The sequence below is a fragment of the Pseudomonas sp. A014 genome (assembly GCF_052378495.1).
GTDB lineage: Bacteria > Pseudomonadota > Gammaproteobacteria > Pseudomonadales > Pseudomonadaceae > Aquipseudomonas > Aquipseudomonas machongensis.
The window spans coordinates 1,773,127-1,788,121 of sequence record NZ_CP199001.1 but is presented as its reverse complement, the minus strand read 5'-3'; the positions used below and the strand labels follow the sequence as shown (position 1 = coordinate 1,788,121).

Sequence of the window (14,995 nt, the reverse complement as noted above, 5' to 3'; positions counted from 1 at the left end):
CGATCCTTTTACTGGAGCACGGCCAGCTGGTAGGCCGTGTACTTGCGAATATTGATCACGCCGGTGTCGAAGATCAGGTACTGGCCCTTGATGCCCAGCAGCGTGCCTTCCACCACCGGGTCCTTGTCCAGGTTGAAGCTGACGATCTTCTTCGGGTAGGCCTGGACCGGGTAGCGCATCTCGACCACTTCGGCGTCGGGCAACGGTTGGATCGCCTGCAGGCCGAAGCGGCCTTGCAGCTCGCGCAGGCCTTCGGCGCAGGCATCGAAGATCTGTTCGCGCACCGCGACCAGGTCCAGTACCTCGGCATCGCCCTTGAGCAGGGTGCGCCAGTTGGTGCGGTCCGGTACCTGGCTGCGCAGCAGGTCTTCGACCAGGCCCGACTGCTGGCGAGTGGCCACGCGCATGATCGGCAGTGCCTGGCTGGCGCCCTGGTCGAGCCAGCGGGTGGGCAGTTGCGTGGCACGGGTGATGCCCACCTTGATGCCCGACGAGTTGGCCAGGTACACCACATGGTCGGTCATGCAGAACTGCTCGCCCCACGACGGCTCGCGGCAGGTGCCGGCGTCGTAGTGGCAGCGTTCAGGGGCCATGATGCACACATCGCACTGGGCCAGCTTGGTCATGCAGGGGTAGCAGTAGCCCTGGCTGAAACTGGTCTTGGTGCGCTTGCCGCAATGGGTGCAGTGGATCGCACCGAGGTATTCCAGACGCAGCGACTGGCCGATCAACGGGTTGACCGGCACCTGCTCCTCACCGAGGCGAAAGCTGTACTGCACGACCGGTGCTTCGAGACGCACCGCCATCTTGCTCAAGGAGCCACGAGCGAGTTCGATCAATGTACCGAGTCCGACTTGAACAGGATGTTGGGGATCGGCGCGGACTTGGAGGCGCATTCCTGCGGCCCCATGTAGCCGGTGCGCTCTTCCTCGGGCAGGTTCTGGATTTCCCAGGCAATCACCGCTTGCAGCGACAGCTCCTTCTGCTCGGCGGTGAGCTTGCGGCCATCGGACCATTTGCCGATTTCCACCGCCGTCTTCAGGCTCTGGTAGATCTCGGGGGTGATGTTTTCGATCATTTGCGCGAAAGTGGACATGAGCGTCTCCTAAATCAAGCCTACAGTTTACGCCGCGCCAGCAGTCCACCCAAGAGGCCTGTCAGGCATCCGATGAGCAGCCCGCCGACGTGTGCGGCATTGGCGATCTGGCCGAAGCCGAGCTGGCCGACCACACCACTGAGGCAGATCACCAGCCAGATGAGCATCATCACCAGCACGCCACGAGGCAGGCTGAACAATGGGGTGGGCGCCAGCCACTGGTAGAGCCAGAGGTAACCGAGCAAGCCATAGAGCACTCCGGACAGCCCACCGAACAGGTTCGGGCCGCCGATGAAATGCTGGGCCAGGTTCGACACCAGGCTGAACACCAGGGTCAGCGCCAGCAACGCCCAGGGCCCCTGGCGCAATTCGATGCGCCGCCCCAGCTCCCAGTACCACAGCCCGTTCATGGCCAGGTGCAGAACGCCGAAGTGCAGCAGCATGGGCGACACCAGGCGCCACCACTGGCCCTCGCCCAGACTCTGCGCCAGCGGCACGAAGTAAAGGTAGTCGCCCTGTACCTGGTAGTCCTGGAAGGTGAACCAGCTCAGGGTCGAGAGGTTTTCGCCCAGGCCGGTCAAGCCAACGACGGCCATGCACAGCAGCAGCATCCCAGCGGTAACCTTGCAGGCGCGCAACTGTTCCTTCAGCGGGGGCCGGGCCGGCTCGCTCGCCGGCAAGCCTGCGTCCATGACCGGCTCCACATCGGCATTGCCGTCAGGGTAGCGCCGGTAGAGCTCGAGCACCTGCGCGGCCATGGCGGGCGGTACCCAGAGCACCTGCTCACTGCCCTCCTCGACCACCCGGTGCGGCACCTCGAGGCGCCGCAACAAGGCAACGAAACCACTGAGGTCGACACCCAGCGGCAGACGCATCGCTTCGATCACGTTCATTGGCTGGCCTGCGGTCGGTCGACATCGACCCAGACGAACTTGTGCGGGTCGATGCGGGTTTCGTCGTCCAGCCGGTAGGCGGCCAGCTTGCCGTAGAGCACCGCGCTGTAGTCCAGGCAGGCCAGGTTGGCGCGAATCGGCGCGGGGTGGCCGCTGCGCCAGTAATGGCCGACGAACAGCAGTGGCTCATCCTCCGAATAACGCAGCAGGGCGTTCTTCTGGCTGTGGCTGAGCGGCGCGCGGGCCACTTCCTCGGGCAGCGCATCAGGTTGGAACACGATGTCGCCATAGGTTTGTGGGTCTTCTTCCCAGAACTTGGTGCGGAAGAAGGCGCGGGTCAGACCGTCGCCGCCGGTCAGCGTGAGGCCGTCCGGCAGGCGCATGTCGGTGCCGCGCAGCAGGCGGTTGCACACGGTCGAGGCGAAGCTTCCCGACACCGCCGAGGCCTGCACGAAGTGTTCGTCGATACGGCCGTCCGGGTACTGGGCGCGCAGCTGTGCGATCAGTTGATGATCCCAGCAGGCATGCACCAGACGGAAACGCCCGGCGTCGACGAACAGCGGCAGGGTGTAGAACCACTGGATGAAATCGTGCCAGTCGCCGGGATGCTGGGCGAACTGGGTGAGGGTCTCGTCGATCAGGCGGGCATGACGCGGCGTGTGCTCACGCACGAAGGCCTTGCCGCTGCCGGGGAGCGCCGGCGTGACCCAGCCCAGGGCGTTGTACTCGTGATTGCCCATGATGCAGTGGGCCTGGCCGGCTTCGACCATGTCGTGGACGATATGCAGCGCCTCGCGGATGCGCGGGCCACGGTCGACGATGTCGCCGAGGAACAGCGCCTGGCGCCGCGGATGGCGCCAGACACCGCCCGTGCGCGTGTAGCCAAGGGTGTCGAGCAGGCGTTCGAGGGTCAACGCACAACCGTGAACGTCGCCGATGATGTCGAAACTGCGTGCCGGATCGAGCATCAGTCGTCCCTGCCCCCCAGGCGACTGCCCCAGCCAAGCTTGGTGCGGCAGACTTCGTAGTAGTTATGATCCAGCGGATGGATCAGGCGCAGCTTCTGTGGCTTCTTGCTCACCGTGATGGTGTCGCCTGGAGCGCAGGTGAAGTGGTTCTGCCCGTCACAGGAGACCTGTGGGTAGATCTGCAGGTCCTTGGCGACCACGATCTTCAGCTCGCTGTTGCCATCGACCACGATCGGCCGGCCAGACAGGGTGTGCGGGTACATCGGCACGATGACGATGGCATCGAGCTTGGGGTGCATGATCGGGCCGCCGGCAGACAGCGCGTAGGCGGTGGACCCCGTGGGCGTGGCGACGATCAGGCCGTCGGCCTTCTGGCTGCAGACGAACTGGCCGTCGATGTAGATCTCGAACTCGATCATCCGCGTCGACTTGCCTGGGTGCAGCACCACATCGTTGAGCGCGTCGCCCTGGCCAATGGCCTCGTTGTGGCGGCGAACCTCGGCCTGCAGCAGGAAGCGGTTCTCGACCAGGTAGTGGCCGTCGAGCACCTCGGCGACCTTGGTTTCCAGCTCGTCGGGGCGAATGTCGGTGAGAAAGCCGAGGTTGCCGCGGTTGATGCCCAGCACCGGGATGTTATGCCGGGCCAGCGCTCGGGCGGCGCCCAACAAACTGCCGTCGCCACCGACGACGATGACCAGGTCGCAGACCTCGCCCAGCAGCTTGCGCGTGGAGGTCTGCAGGCCGTGGCCAGGCAGCACTTCGGCGATAGTGTCCTCGAGGATCACGTGCAGGTGGCGCTCGAGCAGGAACTTCTTCAGTCGGCGAATGGTGTCGAGCACCTGCGAGCTGCCGAGGCGTCCGATGATACCGATATTGCGAAATTGCTCCATGGGGCTCCTGCAAGGCTCTGCGGCGGGTGACAATGCCTGGATTATGGGCGAAACGACCGGCCAGCGGCAAACCGGCTATGCTCGCAGGATGACACCCTTCACCGACCTCCATGCCCTGCCCCGCCAGCTCCGCCACCCTGCCGTGCGTGATCTGGCGTGGACGCTGCTGTCGCCGCCGCTGCTGAGCGAACCGCCCTGCCCGCAACGCCATCCGCTGGCGGCCAGCGGCTGGGCGGACGATCCGGGGCGGTTACGCGACTGGCTGCTGGCTCTCGACCATGATGCGCAGCCCTTGCAGACGTGGCTGGCGCGCCTCACCAGCCGGCGGTTGGGGCTGTACTACGAAAGCCTCTGGCAGTTCGCCCTGCAACAGGCACCCGGTGTCGAACTGCTGGCTGCCAACCTGGCAATCCGCCAAGGCGGGCAAACCTTGGGTGAGCTGGATATCCTGCTGCGCGATCGCACGGGCGACCATCACCTGGAACTGGCGATCAAGCTTTACCTCGGGCCGGATCAGTCTGATGCCCATGACCCGGCGCAGTGGCTGGGGCCAGGCTGCCACGACCGCCTGGGCAGCAAGCTGGCGCACCTGGTCGCACATCAGTTGCCGATCTCGGCTCGGGCCGAAAGCCGGGAAGTCCTGAATCAACTGCAGGTGGGCGATCTGCAGTCGCACCTGTGGCTGGGTGGCTATCTTTTCCATCCATGGCCAGGGCAACTCACGGCCCCCTTCGGGGCCAACCCTGCGCACCTGCGCGGGCGATGGCTGCATCGACGCGAGTGGGCGCAGTATGCCAGCGCTCACCCAACGGCACTCTGGCAACCGCTGCAACGCCATGCCTGGCTGGCACCTGCACGGGTCGAGGCTGGAGATCACTGGGGGGCGGCGGGTTTTTCAGCCTGGCTGTGGCGCCTGGAGGAAGGAGCCGCGGCACAATTGCTGGTGAGGTTGGAGGAGGATGGCGAAGGCGCCTGGCAAGAGGCGGAGCGAGTGTTTCTGGTGAGTGACAGCTGGCCACACTTGTCGGGATGACCCACGACCAGTGCTCGAGAAAATGCCGTTCCGAGCCCAAAAATCATCGAAACAACCGACCTGAAACAACGAAAAATTACCAATCGACGCGCTAAAGTCCACATCAGGCGCCAGCAAGAGCGCCCATCCAACCTGATGACGAGGACCGACCATGGTTTCATCCACTCCCGGGCCACACTATGCGCGCCTGTCCATCACCTTGCACTGGCTGATGCTGGTGCTGCTGGCCGCCGTCTATGCCTGCATCGAGCTGCGCGGCCTGTTCCCCAAGGACAGCGCCGAGCGCGACCTGATGAAGAGCCTGCACTTCATGCTCGGGCTCACCGTGTTCGTGCTGGTATGGCTGCGCCTGGCCATGCGCCTGGCGCGCCCGACACCACCGATCGTGCCCAAGCCACCCGCCTGGCAGACCGGCCTCTCCCATCTGGTCCACGTGCTGTTGTACCTGCTGATGATCGGCATGCCACTGGCCGGCTGGCTGATCCTCAGCGCTGCGGGCAAGCCAATACCATTCTTTGGGCTGGAGCTGCCTGCACTGATCGGCCAGGATCCGGACCAGGCAAAGTTCATCAAGGGCTGGCATGAACGCATCGGCACCTGGGGCTACTGGCTGATCGGGCTGCATGCCGTTGCCGGGCTGTACCACCACTACGTACGCCGGGACAACACACTGCTGCGCATGCTGCCTTACAAGTAGCCGCGCCGCCCCTGCAGGCCACCGGTATGAACGAAGATCAGGCGGGTGCCGGGTGAAAATCGCCCGGCCTCGACCTGCTCACGCAGCGCCAACAGCGCTTTCCCTGTGTAGAGCGCTTCGAGTGGCAGACCGCTGTACCGCTCGCTGTCTGCGATGAATGCCAGCAACGCGTCATCGCGCCGGGCGAATCCGCCGCGGCAGGCATCGTACAGGCAATAGCCCGCTGTACCCGCCAGTTGCGCAATGCCCTGCTCCACACCATGATCGCGCGGCACCGCCAAGGCGCCATGCACCGGATGCGCGCCCTGCTCGGCCAGTACCAGGCCTGCCAGCGTGGTGCCGGTGCCCACCGCCAGCCACCAGGCGTGATAATCATCCCAACCGATCGACGCCAATTGCGCTCGCGCCTGCTCGACGATCTGCCCACATCCCAGGGCACCTTCCATACCGCCCCCACCTTCGGGGATGCAATGCCAGCCGGGATAACGCGCCTGCCAGGGTTGCCAGAAGCCTGGCGCGTGGCGCGCCCGATAACCACCGTAGCCCAACCAGTGCAAGGTCATGCCCAGCGCTTCCAGATCACGGACGGTCGGGGTGTCTTGCCGCTGGCCTCGCAACAACCCGGCGGTGGCGAAGCCGAAGCGCCTGCCCGCAGCGGCCAAGGCGTGCAAATGATTGGAATGGTTGCCGCCCAGACTGATCAGGCCAGGTGCGTTGGCCTTCCGGGCAGCACGCAGGTGGTGCTGCAGCTTGAACCACTTGTTGCCACTGACCAGTGGGTCGATCAGGTCCAGACGCAACACCGCGCACGCCACATCAGCGTGCGCCAACCAGGGCAGGTGCAGGCTTTGCAGGGGCGCGGCGGTGGAGCCGGAAAGTCCATCGAACATCTATAGCACCCCGAAAAGCCCGCACGTTAGCAGGTCAACGGCGCCCCGTCTTCCAGCTGTGGGCATTGCCGACATTGATGTAGTCTTCCAGTGGCGTCAGCAGCGCGGAAACGCGCTTCACCCATTCAAATACCGCGCGCTCGGGACGTACGCCGTTGTCCTGCGAGTGGAAGATATACAGCTTCGCCTCGGTCAAGGCCTTCTCGATCGCGCTGGCGCTGTGCCGCATCGTATTGAGCAGACCAGGGCCAGTCACCCGTGATACCTCACGCATGTACTCGGTGAAACCAGGATCGGAAAACTTCGGACGATGCCCAAGCTTGCGACTAGCGCTGAAACGCTGGGACATTTCCCGCAACACCGCATCGAGCAATGGATTGCCCTTGAGCGAGGCGAAATGACTGTTGTTGGGGCCGTTGAGCATCAGGGTCGCGTTGCTCACCACCCCGCCCACCGCCAGTTGCCCAGGGCGCAATGCCAACTGAGGCAGCGGGCGGAGCAGCACATCGTCCATGTCCATGTACACCCCGCCCAACTCATCTATCAACTTGTAGCGCAAGGCGTCGCAGGCCGCCGCATAGTTGCGGGTTTCCGGCCGCAGGAAGAACTTGAACACCTCACCCTGCGGACCCTCCTCGAAATCCTTGAAGAACGCGTCTCCCTTCAAGGACGTGCAGGTCGCTCCTGGGTAGCGCGAGCGTAGCTTGCGCAGCTGCAACGCATTGTTCACCCCCCATCCGCTGCGGCCTAGAAAATGCAGATGCAACTGATAACCGCCGGCCCGTGCCATCTCGATGTTGCCCTTGAGCGTGGAGTCGTGAGACGCAATCAGACTGTCTGCGCTGCCGATCCAGATCTGGTGGATAACCTTCGGGAGCAGCTCCAGCCCACTGCTCGGCGGCAGCTCTGGCAACACCGGCCGCTGGAGACACTCCAGTTCCAGGCGCGCTTGCTGGCGCTCCAATCGAGAAGCCGCAGGGCCAGGGTCGACGGCGCCCAGATAGGTATTCGTCTGCTCATCCCGCCGGTAATAACGACCTTTGGAAGATGAGTACCAGCAGCAATAATCCAGATCGAACAGCACCTCCACCTCCTGGGTGCCGTCCATGATCCGGAAAGTCCTGCCACTGCTATTGGCGCTTTCTCGGACGCCACGCATCACCTTCAGCGGCATTGGCCGAACCGGCAGCGGTTGATCCATTCCGCCCAGCAACCCCGGGCGGCGCACGATCAGCCAATCGCCTGTACGTGGATCACGTTCGATTCTTGGATCGGGATTGGAAAACAACGAGCGGCTTTGAACCCCGTCGCCTGATCCGATATAAAAAGTCGACGTGCGTTGCAGCGGGTCACGCACTTCGTAGACGGGGTAGTAACGGCCCTGCAAAGACACGTTCAACCGGCCATCGAAGACCAGTAACCCACTGCGCAGGCCGTGAGAAATGACAAAGGGCGCGCCCTGAGGCTTGGGCACTTCGTCGATCGCGACGACCGACCGTACACCGCTGCCGCTCACCAGTCGCAGCGGCACTCCCGAAGCAGCGGGAGCCTTGAACCGGTAGAACTTTGCGTTAGCCAGGCCGCTCAGGCTGGTCAAGGCCTCTAGGGCATAGGTTCCGGCCTGCTCGCGCTGCCCGCTGGCCAGCGCCGCATAGCTGTTGAACATGTAGTAGCCAAGCTCTGCCAGGTCGAGCACGGTCATGACCCGCGCAGGAATCAGCGCGCTCAGCACGCGGAACACGGTGACAGCGATATCCAGGCCACGCTCCAGCCGCAACTCGGCATCGGAAACCGCCAGGCTGTTACCTTCGGCCAGCAGATAAGCGATGCGATAATTGAAAATTGCCTTGCCTATCGGTTGGTTGAGGGTTTGCGTCGCCAGCTCTGCACCGGCCTTGCCATCAGCGATGCGGAGCAACAGAGGCAAGGCGGCCCCGAGCTGATGACGGCCGAACCGCGACACCCAGTACTCAGTGCTTGCAGGCCACGGGGACATCCGTTGGAGACCTTCGAGCTCCTGGGCCAGCACGCTGCGCAGCGCACTGCGAGAGCTGTGACGCCTGAACGGCTTGCCAGATGGATGGCCGGGTGTATAGCAGATCAGTGACGACTCACCCACTTCATGGAAGATCAGCACGTCACGCAGAGAGTTGCCACCCAGCGTGAGCCACTGCAACTCGGCACGCTGCCCTTCGCGTATAGGCCGCTGGTCCGGCGATGGATGATCCAGAATGTCCTGGACAGCCTGATACCCGGAATCGTCAAGGTCACCGGTAGCATGCGCCAGGAACGCATCGAGCCGCAGACGTTTCTCGAACAGGCTTGTCGCAGCATCGTGGCGCCGCTGGTGCAGGCCCTTGGTTTCGCCATCGGACGGTGTCTTCAACGCGTCGCTGATTGCTTGTCGATAGTGCGTCTGCAGGTCAAGCCGCTGGATCAGGCTGGCCAGCCGAGTACTGGAAAGATAGCGTGACTGAGCCTGAGTAACGCCACTGAAATCGACCGTCCAACTGGCGTCGGCCCTGGCATCCATGCGCATGGCGATGTATTCGAGCAACGAGCACTCGCTCTGCACGCTTTGCGCCTGTCCAAGATCAGGAGTGACGCCCGGCGCAAGCTCCGACTCTGGCAACTCGGGGCTGTATTGGACGACGTCGATCTCGACGGTGACAGCACGGGGGTCCAAATCCTGCCCGTCCTTGCGCAACTCGGCGCGAATCCGATCACGGGCGAAATCCTCGAAAGCGGGTAACTGCTGCCAATAGTCCTCGGCGAGGCTCTGCTGCTGGGCAATGTCCAGCAACAGGCCATCCAGCATGTCTTGCTGCGCTTGGCCAAGGTTGCGCAGACCATCTGGTAGTTGCGCCCGCAACGACTGGCGTTCGGCCTCGAACGCCACCAGCACCTGCGTGGAACGTGCACGCGATACATCCAGGCCGATACGATCATCCCATACACCGCGCTGCTCGCAGGTCGCGCTCGCACGCCAGGCCTCACACTGCTGTCTGGCCAGGTGCTCGAACGGATTGCCCTCGATCACCCCGGCTCTCACTTCGAAGCTTGCGTCTTCGCGCTCCCATTCTTCCAGCAACGCCTGCTGCGCCTCCGGTGCCAGGCGCATCAACAAGGCCAAGCCCCAGGCGCGATCCTCCAACAATGCCTTGCGCACCCCATCCAGGGTGGCCTGGAGGTTGTCGTGACGACGGATGAAACCGAAGTGCCCGCTGCAATACAGCACAGCTTCGCCGGTCAGAGCCTGCCGCTCGGTAACGTAGGACAGTGCCGGGTCGTAGCCGGCCGGGATTTCGCTGAGGACCAGCATGCCTGGCAAAGAGAAGGACTTCGAGCTTCCACCGGTGCGCACCGTCAGGTCATAGACACCTCTTGGCACGCTGCGGTCGGAGAAACGGGGGTGGGCGACGATGTCTTCGATCAGCGCCCTGGCTTGGGCAGTGAGCGTTCCGACGCTCTCCAGCAGTTGCACATCATCCGCCAGGCTCGCGCGCACCTGCTGCTCCATGGCCAGTTGCCGAGGGGCCAACGACAGCTGCGCGGGAACCTCCCAGTAGGTTTGCGCATCGACCTCGAAGCGGCTGAGCACCGTCTTGGCGTCTATAAGCTTCAAGGCGTCGTGCACCTGATCCAGGGTCACGTCCGCAATCAGGTCGGCTTCGGCCAGCGAACTGGCGCTCGACGACAGCACCGCCTGTGCCGGGTCGAAGAGATCAGCCGTAGTCTGCCCCAGGCGTGCGGACTCGACCAGGCTCTTCAGGGTGTGGCCATGGGTGACCGTACGCTCCTCGGAGCCCTCGTCGTCGATGAATTGCAACAGGTAGGGGGCACGCGCCAGCAGGCCCGGCAACTGTGCCTCGAACAGCGCAAGGGCCGACGCGCCGAGCGTGGGCAGGGCATCGGTTTGCGGGAATTGATCCGGCAGTTCGGCGGCAAGCGGCTGGGGTTGCGGGGGATGGGTCATGGCGGCAATCTCTTTTGAAAAATCGAGAGGTTGCCGCCACCAGGCGGACAGTCGGTGCTAAGTATGTATTTGCAGTTCGGTCTTCCTAGAGCTCCGCTGCCAGACGCGATCCCTGGTTGATCGCACGCTTGGCATCGAGCTCGGCAGCGACATCCGCACCACCGATCAGGTGCACCGATTGCCCCTTGGCCAGCAGCCCTTCATACAGCTCGCGCTGCGGCTCCTGCCCGGCGCAGATCACCACGTTGTCCACCGCCAGCACCTGCGGTTCGCCTTCGCCAATGCGCACATGCAGGCCCGCATCATCGATCTTCAGGTAATCGACGCTGTTGAGCATCTGTACCTGTTTGTTCTTGAGACCCGTACGGTGAATCCAGCCAGTGGTCTTGCCCAGGCCGTCGCCGACCTTGGTCTTCTTGCGCTGCAACAGATAGACCTGGCGTGCCGGGGCATGGGGTTCAGGCTTGACCCCCGCGATACCGCCGCGGGCTTCAAGGCTGGCATCGATACCCCACTCCTTCCAGAACGCAGCGCGATCCTGGCTGGTGGCGATGCCCTTGTGCACCAGGTACTCGCTGACGTCAAACCCGATACCACCGGCGCCGATCACGGCAACCCGCTCACCTACTGGCTTGCGCTCGAGTAGCACATCAAGGTAGCTCAGAACCTTGGCATGCTCGACCCCGGGGATGGTTGGCGTACGTGGGGTGATCCCGGTAGCCAGGATAATCTCGTCGAAGCCGCCCGCCGCCAGTTCGTCGACACCGACACGGGTGTCCAGGCGCAGCGTCACGCCGCTGTTCTTCACTTTGTTGGCGAAGTAGCGCAGGGTCTCGAAGAACTCTTCCTTGCCCGGTACACGCTTGGCCACATTGAACTGCCCACCCATCTCGGCGCTGGCATCGAACAGGGTCACCTCGTGCCCACGCTCGGCGGCGACCGTCGCCGCAGCGAGGCCAGCAGGCCCTGCGCCGACCACGGCGATGCGTTTCACCGCACGTACCGGCAGGTAGTTGAGCTCGGTCTCGTGGCAGGCACGCGGGTTCACCAGGCAACTGGTCAGCTTGCCGCCGAAGGTGTGGTCCAGACAGGCCTGGTTGCAGCCGATGCAGGTGTTGATCTCGTCCGCGCGGCCCTCGGCAGCCTTGTTGACGAAGTCAGGGTCGGCGAGGAAGGGCCGGGCCATCGATACCATGTCGGCATCGCCTTCGGCCAACACGGCTTCGGCCACTTCGGGCGTGTTGATGCGGTTGGTGGTAATCAGCGGGATCTGCACTGCGCCGCGCAGTTTGGCGGTGACCTTGCTGAACGCTGCGCGCGGCACCTTGGTCGCGATGGTCGGGATGCGCGCTTCGTGCCAGCCGATGCCAGTGTTGATCAAGGTGGCGCCCGCCTGCTCGATGGCCTTGGCCAACTGCACGATCTCGTCCCAGTTGCTGCCACCCTCGACCAGATCGAGCATCGACAGGCGGAAGATGATGATGAACTCACGGCCCACCGCTTCACGTACGCGTCCGACGATCTCTACCGCTAGACGCATACGGTTCTCGTAGCTGCCACCCCAGCGGTCGGTGCGGTGGTTGGTGTGCGCGGCGAGGAACTGGTTGATGAAGTAGCCTTCCGAACCCATGATCTCGACGCCGTCGTAGCCGGCACGCTGGGCCAGTACCGAACAGTTCACAAAGTCATCGATCTGCTTCTGGATGCCCGCCTCGTCCAGCTCCTTGGGCTTGAACGGGTTGATCGGTGCCTGGATGGCACTGGGCGCCACCTGCCGGGGGCTGTAGGCGTAGCGACCGGCATGCAGGATCTGCAGGCAGATCTTGCCCCCAGCCGCGTGCACCGCCTCGGTGACGATCCGATGCTTATCGGCTTCTTCGTCGGTGCTGAGCTTGGCCGCACCGGAGTACACGCCACCCTCGTCATTCGGCGCAATACCGCCGGTCACCATCAGGCCCACCCCGCCACGGGCACGTTCGGCAAAGTAGGCGGCCATCCGCTCGAAGCCACCCGGGCGCTCTTCGAGACCGGTGTGCATGGAGCCCATCAGGGTGCGGTTACGCAGGGTGGTGAAGCCCAGATCGAGCGGGGCCAACAGGTGTGGGTAACGTTCGGCAGCCATGGAGGGACTCCTGATGAGGCGTGATCACGGAATGCGGGTGCCTCACACGGGCCCCGTCGTTTGTCTGCCGTCGACATTAAACAGGCGTTTGAACTGGCTCAATGATCGAAACTGACAACTTATTGATCCTGCTGCACAGCGGGACTACCCTAGAGCACCCTTGGCCTCAAGATGCCGTACCGCTTCATGCGCAAACTCCTTGCAAGCGCCCTGGCGCTGGTGATGATCGCCGCCCTGTTCAGCTATGGCTTCTGGACCCAACAGCGCCCGGAAGGTCATTACCTGTCCGATTTGCGCATCGAACTGGCGCTCAACCAGGGCGTACCCGGCGAGCACGGCAACCTGCTGGGCATCGAGCCGCTGCTCTACCCCAGCGACTACCAGAACCTCGGGCGCCTGCACCGCAAGCTCTCGGCCTATCTGGAACAGGCCCGTGCCCAAGGCTTGGTCAACCCGCGAACGGTGGTGGTGCTACCCGAGCACATCGGCACCTGGCTCTGGGCCCGCGGCGAGAAAAAGGAGCTGTACCAGGTCACCCAGTTCCGCGAGGCCTGGCAGTGGCTGGAGCTGAGCAACCCCGTGCGCTACGGCCTGGCCATGCTGGCGGCCACTGGTGATGATCGCCGCTCCGACGCGCACCTGCGCATGAAGGCGCGGCAGATGGCCGCTGACTACCAGCAACTGTTTGGCGGCCTGGCCCGCGAGTTCGGCGTCACCCTGGTGGCCGGCTCCATCGTGCTGCCGTCGCCCTATGTCGAGGAGGGCCAGTTGCACGTCGGCAAAGGCCCCCTGTTCAACAGCAGCCTGGTGTTCGCCAGCGATGGCACGCCGCTTGGCCAGCCGCAGTTGCAGCAATACGCCGATAGCGAGGTCCGTCGTTTCATTCAAGATGGCCAGGCCCAGCCGCTGCAGGTCGTGCAGACCCCGGCGGGGCGCCTGGGTGTACTGGTGGGCAGCGACAGCTGGTATCCGCGCAACCATGACCTGTTGGCTCACCAGTCGGTGCAACTGATCGCCAATCCGGTGTTTCTCAGTGGCAAGGGAAGTTGGCAGGAACCCTGGCGCGGCAACCGCCACCAACAGGCTGCCAACCAGTTGCCGCTGAGCAAGGGCGAAGTCAGTGAAGAGGCGGCTTGGCGTCAACTGATCCTGGCCGCCAACCCCAAGCTGCCAAGCATCAGTGTCTTCCTGCGCGGCCAGTTCTGGGAGCTGGGCAGCGACGGCCAGGGCTTTGCCAACCAGGCGGGCGCGCAACTGGCTGGCAATCCCAGCCAGGGTGCCCGCCTGCTGAACCTCTGGCTGTAAGGGCATGCGCCAGCCACGCGTGCGCCTGGGTGACCTCTCGGTAGGTTTCGTCCAGCCCCTGACCGAAGCCCTGCAGGAGCTCGGATATGACCCGGCACCGCTGCTGCAACGTTATGGGCTGGATGCCATGCGCATGAACGAAGCCGGTGCCCGCCTGTCGATTCCCCGCTACATGCACCTGGGGCACGCAGCCATCGAGCTCAGTGCCGAGCCCGCCCTTGGGCTGCGCATGGGACGCCTGAGCCGCCTCGCCCAGGCCGGCCTGGCAGGCGTGACGGCAGCGCAAGCCCCGAACGTGCGTGAGGCCGCGCGTACCCTGCTGCGCTATGAGCCGCTGTACGCTGCCAACTATCGTGGCAGCTCGGCCTTCATCGAAGACGCCCAAGGGGCCTGGCTGCGCTTTTATTCGATCAGCCCGTACAACACCTACAACCGCTTCGTGGTCGATTCGTTGCTGGCCGGCTGGCTGGCACAGCTGTCAGGGCTGGCTGGCACGCCGCTGCTGGCCGAACGCATGGAAATCGAGTTCGAGGCGCCCGCCTACAGTACCCTGTACCAACCGTTGTGCAGCACGCCCGTGCAGTTCGGTGCCGCCAGCAACCAGCTGCGCCTCGGCCAGGCCGCGCTCGCGCTGGGCAACCCACACCACTGCCCCAGCACCTGGCAGCACCTGCTGCAACTGTGCGAGGCGGAGCTGACCCAGCGCACGCGTGTGCGTAGCCTGGGCGAGCGCATCACACATCTGCTCGGCCCATTGCTCAACGGCGGACGGGAGCCTGACCTGGAGGAAGTGTCACGCCACCTGCAATTGCCCACCTGGACCTTGCGTCGCAAGCTGGCCGAGGAAGGCTCGAGCTTTCGCGGCCTGCTCAATGACACCCGACGCGACCTCGCCGAAACCTACATCCGCGACACGGAGCTGGCCTTCGGTGAAATCGCCTATCTGCTGGGATTTGCATCGGCCGAAGCCTTCCAGCGCGCATTCAAGCGCTGGACGAGGCTGACACCGGGGGAGTTTCGCCGCCATCAGCGGCAAGTAGGCTAGAGCTCGGTGGCGTCTTCCGCCGGCTCCGGGGTATCCAGTTCGTATGCCTGGAATTCGAGAAGTTCTTCCTGATAGTCGTC

General features: G+C 64.0%; 12 protein-coding genes. 4 read left to right on the top strand and 8 right to left on the bottom strand.

Annotation, left to right across the window (positions count from 1 at the left end; genetic code table 11):
- Nucleotides 1–8: 8 nt before the first annotated feature.
- The 5 genes from ACTYOL_RS08475 to ACTYOL_RS08455 are packed head-to-tail and all read right to left on the bottom strand — an operon-like array spanning nt 9 to nt 3,847.
- A complete protein-coding gene (locus ACTYOL_RS08475; RefSeq protein ID WP_063543897.1) occupies nt 9–839 on the bottom strand; it encodes a DUF2797 domain-containing protein in 831 nt (276 codons plus the stop codon).
- A complete protein-coding gene (locus tag ACTYOL_RS08470) occupies nt 836–1,096 on the bottom strand; it encodes a YeaC family protein (RefSeq protein ID WP_054893122.1) in 261 nt (86 codons plus the stop codon). Before ACTYOL_RS08470 ends, ACTYOL_RS08475 begins: the two co-directional genes overlap by 4 nt.
- Before the next feature lie 20 nt (nt 1,097–1,116).
- The gene (locus tag ACTYOL_RS08465) at nt 1,117–1,989 is read right to left on the bottom strand and encodes a rhomboid family intramembrane serine protease (protein WP_444757772.1); all 873 of its coding nucleotides are present in this window, start codon (nt 1,987–1,989) and stop codon (nt 1,117–1,119) included.
- Nucleotides 1,986–2,960 carry a metallophosphoesterase gene (locus ACTYOL_RS08460; protein ID WP_178117541.1) on the bottom strand — a complete coding sequence of 325 codons (975 nt, stop codon included), beginning with the start codon at nt 2,958–2,960 and terminating at the stop codon, nt 1,986–1,988. The genes ACTYOL_RS08465 and ACTYOL_RS08460 overlap by 4 nt, the downstream gene beginning before the upstream one ends.
- Nucleotides 2,957–3,847 carry an NAD(+) kinase gene (locus ACTYOL_RS08455; RefSeq protein WP_054893119.1) on the bottom strand — a complete coding sequence of 297 codons (891 nt, stop codon included), beginning with the start codon at nt 3,845–3,847 and terminating at the stop codon, nt 2,957–2,959. The genes ACTYOL_RS08460 and ACTYOL_RS08455 overlap by 4 nt, the downstream gene beginning before the upstream one ends.
- Between ACTYOL_RS08455 and ACTYOL_RS08450 the strand changes: the two genes are divergently transcribed.
- Together ACTYOL_RS08450 and ACTYOL_RS08445 are read left to right on the top strand one after the other, a co-directional pair.
- Nucleotides 3,846–4,880: a DUF1853 family protein gene (locus ACTYOL_RS08450; RefSeq protein WP_444757771.1), complete on the top strand. Its 1,035-nt coding sequence runs from the start codon at nt 3,846–3,848 to the stop codon at nt 4,878–4,880. The two genes, ACTYOL_RS08455 and ACTYOL_RS08450, sit on opposite strands and share 2 nt — an antisense overlap.
- A gap of 151 nt (nt 4,881–5,031) precedes the next feature.
- Nucleotides 5,032–5,577: a cytochrome b gene (locus tag ACTYOL_RS08445; RefSeq protein WP_323454513.1), complete on the top strand. Its 546-nt coding sequence runs from the start codon at nt 5,032–5,034 to the stop codon at nt 5,575–5,577.
- Here the strand turns inward: ACTYOL_RS08445 and ACTYOL_RS08440 are convergent.
- The 3 genes from ACTYOL_RS08440 to ACTYOL_RS08430 all read right to left on the bottom strand — a co-directional run bounded on the left by ACTYOL_RS08440 (nt 5,568) and on the right by ACTYOL_RS08430 (nt 12,565).
- Nucleotides 5,568–6,467, bottom strand: a complete 900-nt coding sequence (locus tag ACTYOL_RS08440) for a 1-aminocyclopropane-1-carboxylate deaminase/D-cysteine desulfhydrase (protein ID WP_197889832.1) — start codon at nt 6,465–6,467, stop codon at nt 5,568–5,570. The two genes, ACTYOL_RS08445 and ACTYOL_RS08440, sit on opposite strands and share 10 nt — an antisense overlap.
- Nucleotides 6,468–6,501: 34 nt before the next feature.
- Nucleotides 6,502–10,443 (bottom strand): dermonecrotic toxin domain-containing protein, encoded by a 3,942-nt coding sequence (locus ACTYOL_RS08435; RefSeq protein ID WP_444757770.1) that lies wholly within the window; start codon nt 10,441–10,443, stop codon nt 6,502–6,504.
- Between the two features lie 85 nt (nt 10,444–10,528).
- Nucleotides 10,529–12,565, bottom strand: coding sequence for an oxidoreductase (locus tag ACTYOL_RS08430; protein WP_200603642.1), 2,037 nt, complete (start codon nt 12,563–12,565; stop codon nt 10,529–10,531).
- A gap of 186 nt (nt 12,566–12,751) precedes the next feature.
- Between ACTYOL_RS08430 and ACTYOL_RS08425 the strand changes: the two genes are divergently transcribed.
- The gene (locus tag ACTYOL_RS08425) at nt 12,752–13,870 is read left to right on the top strand and encodes a nitrilase-related carbon-nitrogen hydrolase (protein ID WP_444757769.1); all 1,119 of its coding nucleotides are present in this window, start codon (nt 12,752–12,754) and stop codon (nt 13,868–13,870) included.
- Between the two features lie 4 nt (nt 13,871–13,874).
- Nucleotides 13,875–14,915 (top strand): AraC family transcriptional regulator, encoded by a 1,041-nt coding sequence (locus tag ACTYOL_RS08420; RefSeq protein WP_197889835.1) that lies wholly within the window; start codon nt 13,875–13,877, stop codon nt 14,913–14,915.
- Nucleotides 14,916–14,995 lie beyond the last annotated feature (80 nt).